This window comes from Fibrobacter sp. UWH4, assembly GCF_900142475.1.
Classification (GTDB): Bacteria; Fibrobacterota; Fibrobacteria; order Fibrobacterales; family Fibrobacteraceae; genus Fibrobacter.
Map to the genome: position 1 here is coordinate 359,841 of NZ_FRAY01000001.1, position 17,367 is coordinate 377,207.

Annotated in this window: 18 protein-coding genes and 2 tRNA genes; 6 read left to right on the forward strand and 14 right to left on the reverse strand. The window is 49.7% G+C overall.

Going from position 1 to position 17,367, the window contains the following annotated elements:
- Positions 1-37: 37 nt before the first annotated feature.
- The 8 genes from BUA93_RS01430 to BUA93_RS01455 all read right to left on the reverse strand — a co-directional run bounded on the left by BUA93_RS01430 (position 38) and on the right by BUA93_RS01455 (position 6,317).
- Positions 38-1,612 carry a biotin attachment protein gene (locus BUA93_RS01430; protein ID WP_072976800.1) on the reverse strand — a complete coding sequence of 525 codons (1,575 nt, stop codon included), beginning with the start codon at positions 1,610-1,612 and terminating at the stop codon, positions 38-40.
- Positions 1,613-1,869: 257 nt separating this feature from the next.
- Positions 1,870-2,238, reverse strand: a complete 369-nt coding sequence (locus BUA93_RS01435) for a DUF1232 domain-containing protein (protein WP_072976802.1) — start codon at positions 2,236-2,238, stop codon at positions 1,870-1,872.
- Positions 2,239-2,323: 85 nt separating this feature from the next.
- Positions 2,324-2,770, reverse strand: coding sequence for a hypothetical protein (locus BUA93_RS16110; protein WP_175547349.1), 447 nt, complete (start codon positions 2,768-2,770; stop codon positions 2,324-2,326).
- Position 2,771: 1 nt separating this feature from the next.
- Positions 2,772-2,987 carry a hypothetical protein gene (locus tag BUA93_RS16115; protein ID WP_175547350.1) on the reverse strand — a complete coding sequence of 72 codons (216 nt, stop codon included), beginning with the start codon at positions 2,985-2,987 and terminating at the stop codon, positions 2,772-2,774.
- Between the two features lie 147 nt (positions 2,988-3,134).
- Positions 3,135-3,935, reverse strand: coding sequence for a nuclease-related domain-containing protein (locus BUA93_RS01445; protein ID WP_072976804.1), 801 nt, complete (start codon positions 3,933-3,935; stop codon positions 3,135-3,137).
- 9 nt (positions 3,936-3,944) lie between these two features.
- Positions 3,945-5,423 (reverse strand): PH domain-containing protein, encoded by a 1,479-nt coding sequence (locus tag BUA93_RS01450; RefSeq protein WP_083597073.1) that lies wholly within the window; start codon positions 5,421-5,423, stop codon positions 3,945-3,947.
- Between the two features lie 157 nt (positions 5,424-5,580).
- Positions 5,581-5,742, reverse strand: a complete 162-nt coding sequence (locus BUA93_RS16120; protein ID WP_175547351.1) for a hypothetical protein — start codon at positions 5,740-5,742, stop codon at positions 5,581-5,583.
- 41 nt (positions 5,743-5,783) lie between these two features.
- Complete coding sequence (locus BUA93_RS01455; protein WP_072976807.1) at positions 5,784-6,317, reverse strand: DUF4823 domain-containing protein; 534 nt, start codon at positions 6,315-6,317, stop codon at positions 5,784-5,786.
- A 175-nt stretch (positions 6,318-6,492) separates the two neighbouring features.
- Between BUA93_RS01455 and BUA93_RS01460 the strand changes: the two genes are divergently transcribed.
- The 5 genes from BUA93_RS01460 to BUA93_RS01480 all read left to right on the forward strand — a co-directional run bounded on the left by BUA93_RS01460 (position 6,493) and on the right by BUA93_RS01480 (position 10,372).
- On the forward strand, positions 6,493-6,936 hold the full coding sequence (locus tag BUA93_RS01460) for a hypothetical protein (protein ID WP_072977239.1): 444 nt from the start codon (positions 6,493-6,495) through the stop codon (positions 6,934-6,936).
- Positions 6,937-7,004: 68 nt separating this feature from the next.
- Positions 7,005-7,901, forward strand: a complete 897-nt coding sequence (locus BUA93_RS01465) for an aspartoacylase (protein WP_254793798.1) — start codon at positions 7,005-7,007, stop codon at positions 7,899-7,901.
- A gap of 49 nt (positions 7,902-7,950) precedes the next feature.
- Positions 7,951-8,595 carry a hypothetical protein gene (locus tag BUA93_RS01470; protein WP_072976809.1) on the forward strand — a complete coding sequence of 215 codons (645 nt, stop codon included), beginning with the start codon at positions 7,951-7,953 and terminating at the stop codon, positions 8,593-8,595.
- A gap of 15 nt (positions 8,596-8,610) precedes the next feature.
- Complete coding sequence (locus BUA93_RS01475; protein ID WP_072976811.1) at positions 8,611-9,555, forward strand: HAD-IIA family hydrolase; 945 nt, start codon at positions 8,611-8,613, stop codon at positions 9,553-9,555.
- A gap of 61 nt (positions 9,556-9,616) precedes the next feature.
- Positions 9,617-10,372, forward strand: a complete 756-nt coding sequence (locus BUA93_RS01480; protein WP_139257658.1) for a DUF3298 domain-containing protein — start codon at positions 9,617-9,619, stop codon at positions 10,370-10,372.
- Positions 10,373-10,590: 218 nt separating this feature from the next.
- On the opposite strand, the gene BUA93_RS01485 is transcribed toward BUA93_RS01480, so the two are convergent.
- Positions 10,591-10,663: transfer RNA gene (locus BUA93_RS01485), tRNA-Gly, on the reverse strand.
- Positions 10,664-10,761: 98 nt separating this feature from the next.
- Here BUA93_RS01485 and BUA93_RS01490 point away from each other — a divergent pair.
- Complete coding sequence (locus BUA93_RS01490) at positions 10,762-11,391, forward strand: hypothetical protein (RefSeq protein WP_139257660.1); 630 nt, start codon at positions 10,762-10,764, stop codon at positions 11,389-11,391.
- An 85-nt stretch (positions 11,392-11,476) separates the two neighbouring features.
- On the opposite strand, the gene nudC is transcribed toward BUA93_RS01490, so the two are convergent.
- The 5 genes from nudC to BUA93_RS01515 form a co-directional block, all read right to left on the reverse strand.
- Positions 11,477-12,334, reverse strand: a complete 858-nt coding sequence (gene nudC / locus BUA93_RS01495) for an NAD(+) diphosphatase (RefSeq protein WP_072976816.1) — start codon at positions 12,332-12,334, stop codon at positions 11,477-11,479.
- A gap of 58 nt (positions 12,335-12,392) precedes the next feature.
- Positions 12,393-14,291: a biosynthetic arginine decarboxylase gene (gene speA / locus BUA93_RS01500; protein ID WP_072976818.1), complete on the reverse strand. Its 1,899-nt coding sequence runs from the start codon at positions 14,289-14,291 to the stop codon at positions 12,393-12,395.
- Between the two features lie 123 nt (positions 14,292-14,414).
- Positions 14,415-15,689 (reverse strand): saccharopine dehydrogenase family protein, encoded by a 1,275-nt coding sequence (locus BUA93_RS01505; protein ID WP_072976820.1) that lies wholly within the window; start codon positions 15,687-15,689, stop codon positions 14,415-14,417.
- A gap of 122 nt (positions 15,690-15,811) precedes the next feature.
- Positions 15,812-15,885, reverse strand: a tRNA-Ile gene (locus BUA93_RS01510).
- A gap of 44 nt (positions 15,886-15,929) precedes the next feature.
- The gene (locus BUA93_RS01515; RefSeq protein ID WP_072976823.1) at positions 15,930-17,354 is read right to left on the reverse strand and encodes a glycogen synthase; all 1,425 of its coding nucleotides are present in this window, start codon (positions 17,352-17,354) and stop codon (positions 15,930-15,932) included.
- Between the last annotated feature and the right edge of the window lie 13 nt (positions 17,355-17,367).

The following is a 17,367-nucleotide window of genomic DNA, read 5'->3' on the forward strand; positions in this document are numbered from 1 at the left end:
TTTAATTTGTTTATGAAGCGGCGGTCGCCTCAACAAATTACTTGAGGGTCTGAACCTGCACGTCCCAGCTCTGGTTGCCAAGAGCGATGCGGTAGGTGCTTGCGGCGCCGGCCTTCATGTTCTTGGTGTCCACTGCCGGAGCAGCATTCGGGTCCTTCTTGGGAACGCCAATGTGGCGGTTGCCCTTGAGGAATTCGATACCCTTGTTGCCAGCCTTCGTCTGGAGGCAGCCCGTGATGAAGATGGTTTCGTCGGTGACCGGCAGACCATTTTCTTCGAGGAGGGCCTTGGCCTTTGGAATGCCCGGTTCGAGAATTTCTTCTGCGCACTGGACGCCCGGATAGGCTTCCTTGAACGGCTTCATGTTGAACTGGTCGGCAGCAATCTTCACCAGCTCCGGATCCGGTTCGCAAGGAGTCTTGCCCTGGTAACCGAGGAGCATCTTGCCGTAGCCTTCCGTCATCTTGAACCACGTACCGCGGCCTGCGGCTTGGTTCAGGGTGTTCATGTAGGCCTGCTGGAAGTAGAACTGGGAAACCGGCGTCACGGAAGAAGCAAAGCCACCGCGGCGGACGCATTCACTCATGTTCTCAATCACCTTCGGGAACAGGTGGAAGGTCTTGGTTTCACGCATCATGAGGGTGTTGGCGGTAAGAGCGCCACCCGGCATGGGGCTGAAGATCACGTCGGTGGTAATCTGACGGGCTTCGGGCGGGAAGTTGTAGTCCTTGAGGCATTCGACGGCGACGTTGTTGGCTTCCATGAGTTCCGGAATGTGATCGTCGACGATGCTGTCTTCACCGAGGGCGAGCTTGTATTCCGTACCCTTGAGGGCGTGGAACATGGAGAACAGGTCGGGCTGAGCCGTACCGCCGGAAAGCGGCTTGCGACCGAGGTCGACGCCATCAGCGCCACCTTCGATAGCGGCCTTGTACTGGGCCACACCGGTACCGCAGGTGTCATGGCTGTGAATGCGGAGTTCCACCTTATCGCCGAGGAGCTTACGGGCGCGCTTGAAGGTTTCATAAACCTTGGTCGGGTTCGTCGTACCGGAAGCGTCCTTGAAGCAGACGGAAGCGAACGGAACGCCTGCGTCCAAGATGTTGCGGAGGATGCGTTCGTAGAATTCCGGGTTGTGGGCGGCGTTGAGGTCGCATCCCGGAGGAAGTTCCATCATGGTCACGACGACTTCGTGTTCCAGACCGGCGTCGGTAATGCACTTGCCGGAGTAGATCAGGTTGTTCACGTCGTTGAGGGCGTCGAAGTTACGAATACGGGTCATGCCGTGCTTCTTGAACATGTCGGCATGGAGTTTGATCATGTCGCGCGGCTGCGGAGCGAGGGCCACCACGTTGATACCGCGGGCAAGGGTCTGCAGGCGGATGTTCGGGCCGACTACGCGGCGGAATTCGTCCATCATGTCGAAAGCGTCTTCGCCGCAGTTCTGGTACAGGGCCTGGAAACGGGCGCCGCCACCAGCTTCAAAGTGGGTGATGCCAGCCTTCACGGCTGCTTCGACCGCGGGCATAAAGTCCTTGGCGAACACACGGGCACCGAAAATAGATTGGAAACCATCGCGGAACGAGGTGTCCTGGAACTTGATCTTTTTCATTTGTGTCTTCCTATGGGATAAATCCCTGGTTTTTACTGTACAATAAAATACGGGGGGAAAGATAGAAAAAGTAGTGGTTGGTGATTGGTGATTAGTGGTTAGGGGATAGCTGAAAAAAGGCTTTTAGGCAAAAAGCGAAAAAAAAGATGTTTTTTTTGAGGATTCGCTAATGACCCTGGACGAAATCATTGACTACCTTGAATCTGAAAAGATTCCTTGCATTGATTCTGCAATGGAACCGTAAAGGGTTGTTTGATTTATCCGGCGACCAAATTCACGATGAGGGCGATTAGACCGCCTAGCAGCAAAACGGCTATGGCGACCATCGAGACGAAGGTCCACTTGGCGTATTTCAGGAGCTTAACCAGGCTTGCGTTCTGGTTCCCGACAAATTGTTGAATCAGGTTGATGCCTGCTGCGAGCGTAAGGCCCGCATCATCAATCCAACCTATGATGGGAATGTCTGGAATGAAGTCTACCGGAGAGGCGTCGTAAGCCAAGGCAGCAAGCATCAGCAACACCGCCAAAGCCTTTTTCATGTTCGAAGAATTATCTTCCACAGGAACTTCTTCCCGGTGAATTTCGTGAACTTCCACTTCCTCGATTTTGTCTTCATCTTTTGTCATGGCATTTAATATAATAAATTTGCCGATTGAGATTTTCATGCAAAAACTTAATGCAGTAAAATGGATCAAAGGGCTAGGGGCTCCCCTAAAACCCCTTTGCAGAAGATTCCTTTGTCGTCTGCATAACTTTTTCGATAACTTCTTCAGGGGTCACGAAGTTCAGAACACTATAAGCCGAAAATTCCGCACCCATATCCTTGAAACTAGCCCCGAAATGGTAAACCGTATCATCTACAAGCAAAAATCGGTCGTGAATAACTCGCATGGTCTTTAAATCAAATTCTGGATGCTGTTTTTTGTATAGCGCAGCCTCCTCCTTGAATTGGTGCGAAATCCGTGCGGAGTAAATGGTGGCGGCAACGCCTTCCGCTTTCATTGCGGTAAACTTCAATGCACTAATGTCTGCATATGGGTCAATAAAAACGATAGATCGTCTTGCTGATTTCACCCTATAACCGACAGAAATAATGACATCTAAAGAATAGATGGTCGTTGGCTTATACTTGGAGAGAGTATTATGCAAAATTTGCATATTACCTTCTTTGGTGATTTCTCCTTCTGAAATAGCGTTTTGAATGTGTCTGGCAATCTGATTGATTTTCCTGAAACAACTCAGCCATCTGCGCCTGTGTAAGCCATACGGTTTCGTTTTCAACGCGCACTTCCAGTTTTACTTCGCCTTCGGGTTGGTAAAGTACGATTTCGCCGGCAGAAACTAGCGGATTCGGCGTATCTTTTCTTATACTCATAGTAGTCCTTTTTTGAGGTGCATATATACTATACACGCTTTTTTCGGACTATTGAAGCCTTTTTTAGGACGAAATTTTACAATGATTTACAAAGGGGGGAGGAGGACGGCTAGGCTTTCGCTAGGGAATGAATTGTATATGAAAAAATTATTGATCAATGTCAATCTTAACTAGTTCTTTAATATGACTTGCGATATGTTTTACAACCGAATCGTCGTAAATTTCTTTTTCCTCTAAAAACATCGATGGTAACAGTTTCTCATTTACTATCCAATATTTGGAAAAATATTTCTTCATGTTTTTGTCTGCTTCATTTTCTGCAGGTGTATGTATAAAACATCCCACAAGGACCGCGACTTTTATAACAGGAATTTTTAATTCAGTTCTGTTTTCGATTTCGTTTTGAATGAATCTTGCTTCGCCGTCCATTTGAGGCAAAAGTTTTGGGCAAAGAAATAAGCTTCCATCTTTCATTTGGCGGTAAACCATGTTCCCGTCAAATGAAAACTCGTGGCACTTGCTTCTGTCAAAATGTTTAGTCTCAATGGCAAAAACGCCACGAGTGCTTACGATTATATGGTCTACATTAAACCGCTCTCCGGGGATGTCATGAAAAACATAACAAGAGTCGTTACTTAACTTGTTTAGTACTTCACCGACAAGTCTTTCTCCTTCAAGTCCTTTGCGATAGTTGTTTAATGATTTTCGTAAGTTTTTGACTTTTCGATAAGAGCGGATGGATATAATTATTGATATGACGGTGAACACACTCGCTGTTATAGCGTTAAATTGAATCCATTTAAGATCTAGGCAAAAAAGCCATAAGAATATTGTCATTATTACGAAAAAAACGGGAAACATACATGCTTCGTAAATATCAAATTCGATACCTCGAATTTTCTCTTGTAGGCCTTCGCCTTGGATTCTTGTGCGGTAACGGTGATTCATAGTAATCCTTTACTTTTTGTTCTCCTGAATTACAATTTTGCCGGATTTGCTTTCGCGAATGAGAATTCCCGGTTTTGTTTTTTCGTCTTGGATGGAAGGCGTGGCTTGGAGCTGATTTCTAGCTAACTGATTTTGGTTGGCTTGTCTGTTTGGTGTGATTGTATTTTGTACAGTTTGTACAGGCCGAACTTCTTTTTTTTCACTTTTTTTGCGTATAGTTGTAACTTTGCATTTGTCGGCGGAATATGTTCCGGCAGAAAGGCCTCTTCCGATACAATTGGCTGCTATTAAATCCCCCTTTCGTGCATCTAGCAGCTTGTTGGATTCTTTCTTAGGGAATGTTAATTCTATTTCAGAAACCTTATTACCTAAATTAAGTATATTGAATGGTCCGAGACCCTCGAATTTTACAACGTAATCTCCCCAAAAATCTTTTTCAACAGAACGTATAACTCCGGCAATGGTTAATCTTTTGCCGTCAAAGGTTCTGTCTGCAGCAGCTTCGTTCTGATTATATGTGTCAACGATTTCTCGAATGCTAGCTAGTTTGCCAGAATCTTTTATACTTTCATCACTGTACTCCGTCCAAGTTTCCGCAATATTTCCAATCAACAGAATAAGATATAGTAGTGAAAAGAACCCTGTTAAACCGCTTGATACAGCGGATGAAGGTTTGTCTTTGAAATAACTGCCGTCGTATATGTTGGCCAAATCGCAGAATACCCAAATGCAAATTATTGAAAAGGCTATAGCTGATAAAACATAGTGACCGCTTTTTTCTAGATTGAATGAAATTGCGCATAAACCACATTTTGTAGCGCCAGCTCCCCATGCACCCCAAATAAAATCGTTTAATCCGAACCAACCGAAAAATCCAGTAACAAGTGTAGCTGATGTTCTACTTGCTTTATTTGTTTCAACTAAAGGAGGCTTGACCAGTTTGTCGTTGTTTTTTGAGCTTTTCTTGAAATTGGCTATATCTTCATTTTCTTTTGGAGGGGTAAATCCATTTTCAAGTTCTTTTAGCCATTTGTTAGCTAAATCGGCCATTACTTTAACAGATTCTTTTGTACAGTTGTCGATGGTAATCAAACGACTGCCGAGGTCAATGGATATTTTCCCAAAAACGAAACCTTGTGAAGCCGAAATGGCTTGAACTTTGTTTAAACGGGCGCTTTGTGTGTCTATAGATGAGGTGAGTAAAGCTGCGTCCATAAATAGAAAGCGTTCAGAAGTTAATACAACAAGCCATGTGTTTAATCCCCCATCAAAGGTATTTGACGTGATGGTTTGTTTCATCAATCCAGATGCTAACGCAAAAACAACCTCGTCAGGTTCAAGGTAGCTAGATAAGGCTTCTAGTTCTTTGCGGGTTCCAAACGAATCAAAGCTGATTCCGTTTATTTCGCAAATACCTTGCCAGTCGGCATTTTCAGTTTTGATTTTGTAGCGATTGTAATCTTGTATCATAGATGTACCGAGAAACATTTTCTTTGTGAATATAACTTAAAATTCAAAAAGAAGGTTGGTTATTAGTCGCTTTTTCTGGTAGGTAAAAGGAGATTCTCACCTTGGTGACCATGCGCACTAAGCGTTAAAGGGCTAAGTGCTGTTTACCCGGTCAAACCGGGGAATACTTTGTGGACTATTCTTCTTGTTCCCAGCTCAAAATGGGGTAGCCGTCGTTCAAACCGCTGTCGTAAACGAAATCTTCGCCGAGGAGTTCCGCAAAATCTTCGGATTTCATTTCTTTGGATGATTTGGGGGTGGCGACTCCGCCGCCGTTGTTAAGACCGAAAGGCAGCATTCGGTCACTTTAAGATTACGTGGCGAGAATTTGCTAACCTGCTATTTAAGCTTGCCGAAAAGTTCCTTCAGCATAGCGCGGATGGGCTTGGGAAGCAGCGAATTGGGCTGCTTGCTGACCCAGACGATATAGGCACTCCTGCCGTTGATGAGGTAGGAGTCGATTAGCTGACGCTGGTTATTGTAGATGTCGAAACGAACCTCGATACGGTCCGGGACGAAGGACCAGCCCGTGGCACGGTCTTCCCAATGCTGAATTTGCGGGATGATCACGTAGTCGGTCTGTGCCAGATCCTGGGGGTAGATCTGTTCAATAGTCACGGGGACCGGGATGGTCGCGATGGCGTTCGTGTAGTGCTGCAGTTCCTTGGTCAGCGCCTGGATGACCTCGAAGCCCGAAGATGGATAGACGGTGTTACCGTACATACCGTTGACCGGGGTGACCAAGAGAAAACGAGACTGCGGGTAGAGCACGTTTGCGGGCTGGTTCAGGGTCATGTGCTGGTAAGACGCCGTGCAACCGCTTGTAAGCATGGCTAGCGCGATGGCGAAAATAAGGAAAATGAGTTTGTTCATAGTAAATCCTTTGGGGTTATTTAAATATAGTATTCTTTGTTTTTAGAGTTTCTCGTTTACGATTCTTATTCCAACTTGGACTATAAAAATGTTTACATTCGCTGGTTTGGCGAATGGGGTGGTTTGTATTTTGGAGGTGGGGCGGTTGGTTGCCCCGATAACACGGAGGTCCATCATGAAAAGCGTAAAAATAATGTTGTTTGTAATGCTAGCCGTTCTGGTATCGACCTCTTTCGCTGCCAGGAAGGTTAAGTCAAAGTTGGGAGACATCGATGTCACAGCCCAGAAAGGTGGTGGCGTGGTTGTCTGCACCGCTCACTTCAATGACGAATTGACGATTCTCAAGGATTCCGATACGGAGGTTCTTGTGAAGGGAGGTTGCGGTCAGGGGTGGGTCGCGAAATCAAAACTCGAATATGTGGCGCAAGGCCCGCGTGATAATACAATCACGATCGAAAACTTCGATATCCAGGCATGGATTGACAATCAGTCGGTATTCGATGTTCATATTGATAATGTCGAGGATTTCGATGGGGTTACGATTGACCGTGACTTTAGAGAATACTTGACTTACACGATTGATCGCGAACAGACTGAAATGCATAATGGCGAAAACTGATTTAACCATGGAGGTGTTTAATCCGTAGAATAATCCCTGCGCAAGCGGGGATTTTCTATATTATGGGTATGAGTTTGATAAATACCATAGTCGTTGCAGGTGGTACCCACGGTAACGAACGGACTGGCGTTCGCCTTGTCCAGAAATGGATGGAACACCCAGAGTGTTATAATTCGCTCTGTAGCGCCAAGGTGGATTTGGTGCTTGCTAACCCCGATGCGGTACGCTTGAATCGCCGCTATCGCGATCATGACTTGAATCGCGCTTTTTCGCAGACTTGCTTGGATGTGACGGTGGAGCCGCAGCAGTACGAGTTCCGTCGAGCCAAGGAACTGAATGCTTTGTATGGCCCGAAGGGGGCCGCCACCAAGACGGACCTGCTTCTGGATGTGCACAACACGGGCTCAAACATGGGCTACTGCCTGATTCTTTCGGCGCGCGACCCGTTTACGATGCGCGCCTCGGCGGTGCTGACGCAAGAATTCAAGGATGCTTGGATTTATTACCAGCCCGAAGAACGCTCCGCTTCGCCGTATTTTGGAACGGTGGCGAAGGCGGATGTGTGCATCGAAATTGGCCCGCAGCAGCATGGAACGCTGGATGCCGCGATTTTCGAGGAATCGGAACGCCTGGTGAAGCGCTATTTGGAACTTGCCGAGGAATGGAATCGCGGTGAATTGCAGAAAAGGGCGCCGATTAAGGTGGAAGTCTATACGCAGTTCAAGGATTTGGGTTACCCCAAGCCGCAGGGTGGTGGAGCGATCCAGGCGATGATTCATCCGGATTTGATGGGGCGCGATTATCGCGAACTCAAGGATGGCGACAAGTTGTTCCGTACATTTGACGGCAAGGATATTTTGTACCATGGCGAAAGTCCGGTGTATCCGATTTTCATTAGCGAGCCAGCGTATTACGAAAAGGATATCGCGATGAGCTTGACCACAAAAACTGTTGAACAATGGTAGAGTAACGTCATTGCGAGCAACGCGAAGCAATCCAAAAAAGAAGAGCTTTATGAGTGAAGAAAATGAAGAACTGAAGGAAATCTCGGGTGAAGAACGCCTGAAGAATTTCATGGAACTGGTGCAGAACCAGAAGAACGAACCCTGGGATTCTAGGTTGTTCGAAATTTTGGATGCCTTCGAGGATTTCTTGACGCTTCGTCCGGAACCGCCGCAGGAATGGCAGGAAACCTATGCCAAGAGCGGAAAGGAATTCGATTACTACCAGGTGGTGCTGCCGCAGGATTTCCAGGACCCGTACGAAGACGACTTGGGTAACATTCGCAGGCTGCGCAACGAGTTCGAGCGCACGCCTTCGACGATGGCGCTTGAACATGAACTCGTGAGCCGCAACTACTTCATTTTTGAAAACGGCCATGCCGAAGCGATTCCTGCCCCGCGTCCGATGCTGATGCTTGAAAGCAAGGATCGCGATGATGACGAGGAAGAACAGGAAGGCGACATCACGTGGGACTGCTGCATCTCGATTTTCTCGGACGGCAGCTACGTTGCCTACAACTTGAATCACGACGATGAAGAGGAGCTCGGCGAAGATTTTAAGGCCGAATTCGACAAGCATATCGATGTGCTTTCTAAGTTGCAGTTGGTGATTCCGGTGGAAGGCCGCGACTACGGGATTCTGAATAGCCGCTGCTAGGCGGCGTTTGAATCAATGACCCAATTCGAAACGGAAATCTACCTGCGGTATAGGCAAATTATTGAATCGCAGGGTGTGGGAACGAGTGTGCTCGCAGGGGGCGAGTCACCTGCGCCGCGCTGCACGCACATGGAAGATTTGCTGGACCGCTACGACGCGTTCTGCTTTGATGGGTATGGTACGCTTTATAACCGCGGGAGCTTTGTTTACGAGGGGGCGCAGGATTGGTATACAATGCTGCGTGCCGCGGGCAAGGAGATGCGCCTGATTACGAATGCTGCCTCCGATGTGGATTCGGTGCTTGCGGCCGATGCGGGCAAGCGAGGCTTCGCGTTTAGCGAGGCCGAGACGATTTCTTCGGGAAGTTTGCTCAAGGATTTGTGCGCTGAATTGCGCGGTCGTGGCAAGGCGGTGCGCGAAGTCTATTACATCGGGCGTGAAACGGGAAAGCATGTGCTTGAAAGTTGCGGCATTAAAGCGGTAGCTCCGGCTGCAGAACCGGTAGAACCGATTGTGGCAATTTCGTCGGCGAAGGATACGCCTGAAACATACGCACAGGCGGTCAAGATTTTAAAGCGCCCGGGCTCGATGCTCTTGGTGCTGAATTCTGATGCGTGGGCGCCGAAGATTCCTGATGACGATGGCGTGACGGTTCGCGAACCGGTATCGGGCGCTTTGAGTGAGCGCCTGCGTCGCGATTCCATGTGCGAGGCAAATGGGGGTGATGGCTGCGAGACTTATTATTTAGGTAAGCCGTTCCCGGCGATTTGGGAAAAGGTCAAGCGGAGCTTGCCTGAAGGTTCGCGCGTGCTGATGGTGGGCGATACCTTGGGTACGGATGTGCTAGGGGCTCGTGTGGCTGGGTTTGACTGCGCCCTGGTGGTGGGCCGGAATGTGCCGGCGGAAGAACTTGAGACGGATGAAAAGGCCTTAGGAATTAGGCCGGACTGGTATTTGTGATTTTTTTTCATTTCTTTTTTACAAAAGGGGCCTTTGAAACGATAATGGATAAGAGGTCGCTGTGAAAAAGATTTCTTTACTCCTAATTTTTTTGTTGGTTGCTTTTGCTTGCGCCGGCGGATTCCGCGATTCTGTTGTCGTGAAACGATGGATTGCTGGAACTCGATGCAATCATCATTTGACTTACCTAGCGATTGATTATCCTGTGGATGGTCCTTCTTCTGTCATAGAACCGATTCGTGACTGGATTGATTCTGAGGTATCCTGTAACGGCCATATCCGAAGTGGCAGGAATCCAGCGAAGAATTGCCTTGAATGTGTTGCCGAAAATGACGAAAGTCTGAAAGCCAATTTTGAGGTTGAAGATGCGTCTGTGTTGGGGAATAGCTATGATTCGACTTGGATTGTCTATAGGTCGCAGACGAAGAGTACGATTGCATACGAAATTCGGTCTTCGGGGTACGCGTTGGTGGCTGCCCATGGTTGGTATAATTCGCCGACATATGTTTTGTTGAAGGGGGAGTCCCGTCCTTTGCTGTATCACGATATTTTTGCGTTTCCCAAGAGTGCGATGATTCGCTATGTAGGAGAATTGGCACGGACGGAACCGAGTAATCAACACGATTGCGGTGTGAAACAGGGCTTCTCTGATTTTGACTGGATTTTCCCGACTTCAAGGGGGCTTGGTTTTCAGTGGCATACTTATGCGGTCAATTGTGGTGCGTGCGGAAATGTCGTGTTGATTTTGCCGTACGAGTATTTCCGCGGGATGTTTACGAAAAAATTCTACGAAATCCTGCCGGAATTTACGAAATAAGTTGCCTTAGACGTCAAAGGGTTTGATTCGTCGCCAGTCTCCGCTGCGCGGCTGGCTCCTCACCTTAACAGGCTTTTCGCTACGCTCAAAGTCCTAAATTCTTTTCACGGGCTTGCGCCCACAAAAGAATTTAGTCGAACCCTCTTCGAGGGTTCTCAACCCAACTTATTCACTTGTAAAATGAAAAAGACACCTTCACGGTGTCTTTTTCATTTTAGAGCGGGAAAAGGGTTTCGAACCCTCGACATCGACCTTGGGAAGGTCGCGCTCTACCAACTGAGCTACTCCCGCGAGTTTGCATTAATTTAGAAAAAATAGAGCGTTTGTAAAGGGGTAGGGGTGTTTGCTTGCCATGTTTTGGGTGATTTTTCTATCATTGAGGTATGCTTATGATAAAGTCTTTTGCGTCTCGTGGAGTTCTGTGCGCTTGTGCTGTAGCTGCGCTTGTTTCGGCAGGGAATGCCGAAGAAAAAAACTTGTGGGATAAGTTTGTTGATTTCTTCACCCCGTCTTCGGAAGTAGAAGGTGATGGCCCCTTATATGATGAACTACGAGCGCTGGACCGGAAAATAAACCGGGTTGAAGGTAAGTACGCTCGCGAAAGGCGCCCGATGCAAAAGGATCGTTATAAGAAGGAAATTAAACAGTTGCGTGAAGAACGAGAAGTCCTTCTGAAAAAGATAGAGACTGAAAAGGCGGGGCATATTTCGTCTTCGTCGGTGAAATCCAGTAGCTCCGTGGCGAAGGTTGCTAGTTCTTCTTCGGTTGCTGTCAGCTCTTCTGTGGCAAGTTCCTCGTCTTCGGTAGTCGCGTCGTCTTCATCGGAAATCGTTGAATCCTCTTCTGCGAAATCGGATTCCTCGGCGGCATCTGTAGCGATGATTGCGCAGATGAAAGAGATGCTGTGTAAGCCGGATACGGTGTATGTCCGCGATACGGTCGTGGTTCACGACACGTTGTATGTGATGCTGGCGCCGAAGCCTGAAAGTGTTCCGGCGGAACCCCCTAAAAAGAAGTAGCTTTTTTTAGTAGAAAAGAAGATCCCCACATTCGCGGGGATGACAAAAAGTGGGGCGTCGAAGATGACGTGTGTGAGGATGACGATTATTCGCTAATAGTAAATCCGCGACGGAAGTTCTCGATGAGGCAGCAGCTGATGCTGACATCGGTTTCGTATTCGGGAATGTCTTCGCGCTTGACCCACAAGGCTTCGGAAAGTTCTTCCTTTTGCATGTGGATGGTGTCGTCGCCGTCGAGTTCAGCGGTAAAGCCCGCGATGAGGGAGTCGCTGAAGGGCCACGGCTGCGAACCGAAGTAGCGAATGTTTTTCACGCGGAGCCCCGCTTCTTCCATGACTTCGCGGTGTACGGCCTGCTCCAGGCTTTCGCCAATTTCCACGAATCCGGAAATCAGGAACAGCCTCGGGTTCGGATTGTCGATATTGTGCGCCATCAGAAGTTTATCGCCGTTACGCACGGCTACGATTACGACGGGAGAGATTCTCGGATAAACGACGTTGCCGCATTTGGGACAAATGATGGAGCGTTCGTGGTCGCCGCGGATGGTTACGTTGCCGCATTTGCCGCAGAACTTGTTCAGCGATTCCCAGTGGGCGATGTGTGCAGCGGTGGCGCCGCCCATGCGTTCTACCGGATTCATTCCGCGGAAGGTTCGATTGCCCATGTATTCATAGCCGGCAGGGGCTTCTGCTTCGACGGTCGCCTTGCTGTCATCTAAAAAGAAGGCTGTGTCATCGATGCTGAAAAGGTAATGACCTTCGAAGTTGGCGAGAGTCTTGCCTTCAAGCGTAAGGAGTTCGCCTACTTGCGGGATGACATAGCCGTCGCCTGCTTTCTTGAGGAGCGTCTTGGAACCATTGTAGCGAATAACAAGGTCGGTGACCTTGGGGTCAACGACTTTGAATTCGTTATTGAATACGTGAGGATATATCTCGTGAATCATGAATTAGATCCTTCGACTTCGTGCTGCGCACTCCGCTCAGGATGACACATTCTTTCGTCTACTCTAGATACGTGTAACCGTATAGGCCGCCACGGTAGATGTTCAGGAATTCCTTGCCTTCTTGCAGGCTAATCTTTCCTTCCTTCACGGAGCGGGATACCCAGTTTTCCATGGTGCGCACAAGGGCCTTGTCGCTGAAGTTCACGTAATCGAGTACGTCTTCCACCGATTCGCCATCGATAATCTTGTCGATTTCGTAGCCGCCCTTGTCGTTGCAAACGATGTGGACTGCGTTGGTGTCGCCAAAGAGGTTGTGCAGGTCACCGAGGATTTCCTGGTAGGCGCCCACGAGGTAGACTGCGATGTAGTACGGCTCATTGTTCCTGAGTTCATGCAGCGGAAGTGTGCGGCTGACATCGCCACCGCGCACGAACATATCGATTTTACCGTCAGAGTCGCAAGTGACATCCTGGATGGTCGTCTCGACTGTGGGTTCCTCGTTCAGGCGCTGGATTGGCATGAGCGGGAAAACCTGGTCTACGCCCCAGCTGTCCGGCAGGCTCTGGAACAAGCTAAAGTTGCAGAAATACTTCTGGGCCAAGAGGCGCGGAAGTTCGCTGAGTTCATAAGGCGGATGGCGCAAGTCTTTTGCGAGCAGGTCCACCTTGCGCACGATGCTCCAGAACAGACGTTCGCACATGGCGCGGGTGGGCAAGTCGTAATCGCCGACCTTGAAACCGTTGAGCACGTCATCGTTCAGCTGAATGGCATCGTGCCAGCTTTCCAGCAGATTCTTCGGGGTGAGCCCCTTGTAAATGCCGTAAAGGTCTTTCAGTGCGTCGGGTGCATTGTCATCGATTTCGTGGATATTCTCGTCGAAGAATGCCTGACCGGCTGTTTCAAGCACGTTGAATACCAGGATGGAATGGTGTGCCGCAAGTGCACGGCCCGATTCTGCGATGATGTTCGGGTGAGCGACGCCGCCGTTTTCGCAAGCTTCGAACATGGCGTACACCACGTCGTTCGCGTATTCCTGAATGGAGTAGTTCACCGAGCTTGCGTTGGAACTGCGGGTGCCGTCGTAATCCACGCCGAGACCGCCGCCTACGTCTACGAATTCAAGGCCCATGCCCATCTTCTTAATTTGCACGTAGAACTGCGAGACTTCGCGAAGGCCGCTCTTGATGTGGCGAATGTTGGTAATCTGGCTACCCAAGTGGAAGTGGATGAGCTTCATACAGTCTTCCATCTTCTCTTGCTTGATGTAGTCCAGTGCTTCCAGCAATTCGGAACTGTTCAGGCCGAACTTGCTGTGGTATCCGCCGGATTCTTCCCACTTGCCGCTACCGGAGCTGGCAAGCTTGATGCGGATACCGATGTTCGGGCGCACGCCGATGCGGCGCGACAGTTCCACCACCAGGTGGAGTTCGTTCATCTTTTCGACGACGACGAAAATCTTCTTGCCCATCTTCTGTGCAAGCAGCGCGAGTTCGATAAAGTCTTCGTCCTTGTAGCCGTTGCAGATAATCAGCGAATCTGGATTGTCCATGTTCGCGAGCACCGCATGCAGTTCCGGCTTGGAACCGGCTTCGAGACCGATGTTGTACTTTTTCCCGTGGCTGACGATTTCTTCCAAGACGGCGCGTTGCTGGTTCACCTTGATCGGGAAGATGCTGTAGTAGCTTCCGTTAAAGCCGTATTCCTTGCGGGCCTTGTTGAAGCACTCGTTAATCTTCTCGATGCGACTGTCCAAGATATCCGGGAAACGCAACAGCATCGGAGTTGAAACATCGCGGAGCGAAAGTTCCTGCACGAGTTCGTACAGGTCGATGTCCGGGCCGCCTTCCTTGAGCGGGTGAACCGTTGCGTGTCCTTTTTCGTTGATGTCGAAGAAGTTTACGCCCCAACCCTTGACGTTGTACAAGTCGCGGGAATCGTCAATGCGCCATTTTTTCATTGCTTTGCAGTGGTTAGTGGTTAGTAAACAGTGGTTAGGAAGTGGTTAGTATGCAGTGGTCAGTAGATAGGGCGGCTCTGCCGCGATTATAAAACCTAATCACTAACCACCAATCACTAATCACTAATCCACCAGCACCGGGTTAAAGTTTTCTTTCCACGGGAGGCCGTACTTGGTGAGGGCTTCCATGAACGGATCCGGGTCGAATTCTTCCACGGTATGTACGCCCGGCTTGTTCCACTTGCCGGTAAGCACCATCATGGCGCCGCACATGGCCGGAACGCCAGTGGTGTAGGCGATAGCCTGGCTGCCGAGTTCCTTGTAGCATTCCTGGTGGTCGCAAACGTTGTACAGGTAGTAGGTCTTGTCCTTGCCGTCTTTTTTACCCTTGAAGATACAACCGATGTTGGTCTTGCCCACGGTGCGAGGGCCGAGGCTTGCCGGGTCCGGCAACAGGGCCTTGAGGAACTGGATAGGCACGATGTCCTGCCCCTGGAACTTGATCGGCTGGGTGCTGAGCATGCCCACGTCTTCGAGGCAGCGCATGTGGTCGAGGTAGCTCTGGCCAAATGTCATGAAGAAACGGATGCGCTTTACGCCCCGGATGTTTTGGGCCAAGGATTCGATTTCTTCGTGGTGCAGCAGGTACATGTCCTTCTTGCCCACTTCGTCAAACACGTATTCGCGCTTGATGCTCATGGCCGGGATTTCAACCCAGTGACCCTTGCCGTTTTCGTCGGTGTCCCAGTAGCTGCCCGGTGCAGAGACTTCGCGGAGGTTGATTTCGGGGTTGAAGTTGGTGGCGAACTTGTAGCCGTGATCGCCGCCGTTGCAGTCGAGGATGTCGATTTCTTCGATGGTGTCGAACTGGTGCTTCAGGGCGTAGGCGCAGTAGGCCTGAGAAACACCCGGGTCGAAACCGGAACCGAGCAGAGCCGTGAGGCCGGCCTTTTCAAACTTTTCCTTATAAGCCCACTGCCAGCTGTAATCGAAGTAGGCGCTGAAACCCTGTTCCTTGCAACGCTTGTCGTAGACCTTGCGCCATTCCGGATCGTCGATGTTTTCGGGTTCGTAGTTCGCCGTGTCCATGTAGTTCACGCCGCATTCGAGGCAGGCGTCCATGATGGCGAGGTCCTGGTACGGAAGCGCAATGTTCATGACCAGGTCGGGCTTGTATTCCTTGATGAGCTTGGCAACGTTCTCGGCCTTGTCTGCATCGACGGCGGCTGTCGTGATGACCGTCTTCGTATTCGGACGCAGTTCCTGAGCGAGCTTTTCGCAGTTTTCGCGGTGGCGGCTAGCGATGCAAATTTCGCTGAAAACTTCGCTGCAGGTGCAGCATTTTTTGATAGCAACTGTGGCGACTGCGCCACAACCGATAATCAAAGCTCTTGCCATTTTTTTATTCCTTTCAAGGATGGTTGAAATGTTTAAGCACAAATATAAAAAAGTGTGTGGGCGAACTGCCACTTGCGGTCGCCAAAAAAGAAAGACGGCTCCTTAAAAGAAACCGTCTCTCGTGGGACCTCCGGGACTTGAACCCGGAACCCGCGGGTTATGAGTCCGCTGCTCTAACCAATTGAGCTAAAGTCCCGATGATGGGCCAAATATAGTCTTTTTGTAATGAAAGAACGGACGTTACAGTCCAAGTTCACCGAATATGAGCAGGTATTTGGAAATGGTTCTGCACCATTCGTAGTGGAATCCGCTGTAGGCGTTCACCACGCACTTGTCCCAGTCCTGTATTTCGGTCTTGTAGACGTTGACCGCGTCCTTCACGGCTCGGAGCATCTGGTGCGGGGCGTTGGCGTCGTCTACGAGGAACGCATTTGCTTCGCCTGCGGTTTCGAGGGCGTAGCTGGTAAGCATCGTGGAAACGCCGACCGTGCGTCCTGTCAGGGGAAGTGTTCCTGCGGCCATGGCCTTAAGGATAATCGAAGACGACGGTTCGCGGAGGTTTGCCGCAAACAGTGCGTCGGATCCGGCGAGGGTGTCGCGGAGCTGTAGCGTGTTGTCGTCGTCGCTTTCGAGGTCCTGGACGCACATGACTTCGGGGTACTGTTGCGCGAAGTCCTTGTAGTAGTTCCACTCGTTGTTGTTCGAAGAAATGCCGACAATAATGAACACATCGAGTCGTGCAATATCCGATAGGATTGTCGCAAGTGTTTCGGAGGTGTTGCCCGCTTCTTCGTCTAGGTGGACGTAAAGAATCATCTTGCCGTCAAAATTGACTCCCAACTGCTGTTGGAGGTGCGCTCTTGCCTTGGTCTTCGCTTCCTTGATAGGGAGATTTTCTTTGTTGAAGTCCCAGACCTGATAGCTCACGCCGAACTGGACTCCGATAAGTTTGTCTGAATTTCGGTTCAGGAATCCGCTGATACCGCCGGGGAGGTTCGTGTTGAGCATGGCGTCGCGGTAACCAGGCGATGGGAACAGTACCTTGGTCGCATAGAGAATGCCGACCTTAAGAAGGCTGACCTTGCCCCAGAATTCGTAACCGTCCATATTGAAATCTTTGCGGGGAAGCCCGATCTTTTCGATTTCGCTCGAAGGAATATGGAAATCGTAGGTGATGTTATGGACGGTGAAGAAGAAGGGAATCTTGCTGAAATTCTGGTAGGTGGTGTGTGCGAGCGCACCGGCGAGAGCGCCGCCCCATTCGTGGCCGAGGATCGCTCGACATTCGAAATGGGAGTCTTCTGCGTAGGCCAGAGCCGCCGAGGCCAGGAAGGCGAACCGGATATGGTTGTCTGTGTAGGGGGCGTTCTGGGGTGGTCCGTAAATGTAGGGCCTTCCGAAATACTCTTCGTTGTAGATATAGGTGTGCAGCGGATCTTTGTCTGATACCCAGATCTCATAGGGCTTGTTCTGGAGTCTCTCGATGCCGGTATGGACACAGCGGTAGCTCTCGACATCGACCATCATATTCTTGAAAAAGGGCGAGCATGTAATAACTTTCGTGCCGGCGCTCGCAAAAGCGTCGGTCATGCGGTTGACCGCGGTGGCCAACGGACTGGTCTTGTACCAGTTTCCGGCTTCGGGGCTTACGACAAGAATATTCATGCCTAGATGGTTC

Bases quoted from the DNA above. Each gene is read 5' to 3' on its own strand.
- BUA93_RS01430 (WP_072976800.1), bottom strand. From the start codon at position 1,612: ATGAAAAAGATCAAGTTCCAGGACACCTCGTTCCGCGATGGTTTCCAA.
- BUA93_RS01435 (WP_072976802.1), bottom strand. From the start codon at position 2,238: ATGACAAAAGATGAAGACAAAATCGAGGAAGTGGAAGTTCACGAAATT.
- BUA93_RS16110 (WP_175547349.1), bottom strand. From the start codon at position 2,770: ATGCAAATTTTGCATAATACTCTCTCCAAGTATAAGCCAACGACCATC.
- BUA93_RS16115 (WP_175547350.1), bottom strand. From the start codon at position 2,987: ATGAGTATAAGAAAAGATACGCCGAATCCGCTAGTTTCTGCCGGCGAA.
- BUA93_RS01445 (WP_072976804.1), bottom strand. From the start codon at position 3,935: ATGAATCACCGTTACCGCACAAGAATCCAAGGCGAAGGCCTACAAGAG.
- BUA93_RS01450 (WP_083597073.1), bottom strand. From the start codon at position 5,423: ATGTTTCTCGGTACATCTATGATACAAGATTACAATCGCTACAAAATC.
- BUA93_RS16120 (WP_175547351.1), bottom strand. From the start codon at position 5,742: ATGCTGCCTTTCGGTCTTAACAACGGCGGCGGAGTCGCCACCCCCAAA.
- BUA93_RS01455 (WP_072976807.1), bottom strand. From the start codon at position 6,317: ATGAACAAACTCATTTTCCTTATTTTCGCCATCGCGCTAGCCATGCTT.
- BUA93_RS01460 (WP_072977239.1), top strand. From the start codon at position 6,493: ATGAAAAGCGTAAAAATAATGTTGTTTGTAATGCTAGCCGTTCTGGTA.
- BUA93_RS01465 (WP_254793798.1), top strand. From the start codon at position 7,005: ATGAGTTTGATAAATACCATAGTCGTTGCAGGTGGTACCCACGGTAAC.
- BUA93_RS01470 (WP_072976809.1), top strand. From the start codon at position 7,951: ATGAGTGAAGAAAATGAAGAACTGAAGGAAATCTCGGGTGAAGAACGC.
- BUA93_RS01475 (WP_072976811.1), top strand. From the start codon at position 8,611: ATGACCCAATTCGAAACGGAAATCTACCTGCGGTATAGGCAAATTATT.
- BUA93_RS01490 (WP_139257660.1), top strand. From the start codon at position 10,762: ATGATAAAGTCTTTTGCGTCTCGTGGAGTTCTGTGCGCTTGTGCTGTA.
- nudC (WP_072976816.1), bottom strand. From the start codon at position 12,334: ATGATTCACGAGATATATCCTCACGTATTCAATAACGAATTCAAAGTC.
- speA (WP_072976818.1), bottom strand. From the start codon at position 14,291: ATGAAAAAATGGCGCATTGACGATTCCCGCGACTTGTACAACGTCAAG.
- BUA93_RS01505 (WP_072976820.1), bottom strand. From the start codon at position 15,689: ATGGCAAGAGCTTTGATTATCGGTTGTGGCGCAGTCGCCACAGTTGCT.
- BUA93_RS01515 (WP_072976823.1), bottom strand. From the start codon at position 17,354: ATGAATATTCTTGTCGTAAGCCCCGAAGCCGGAAACTGGTACAAGACC.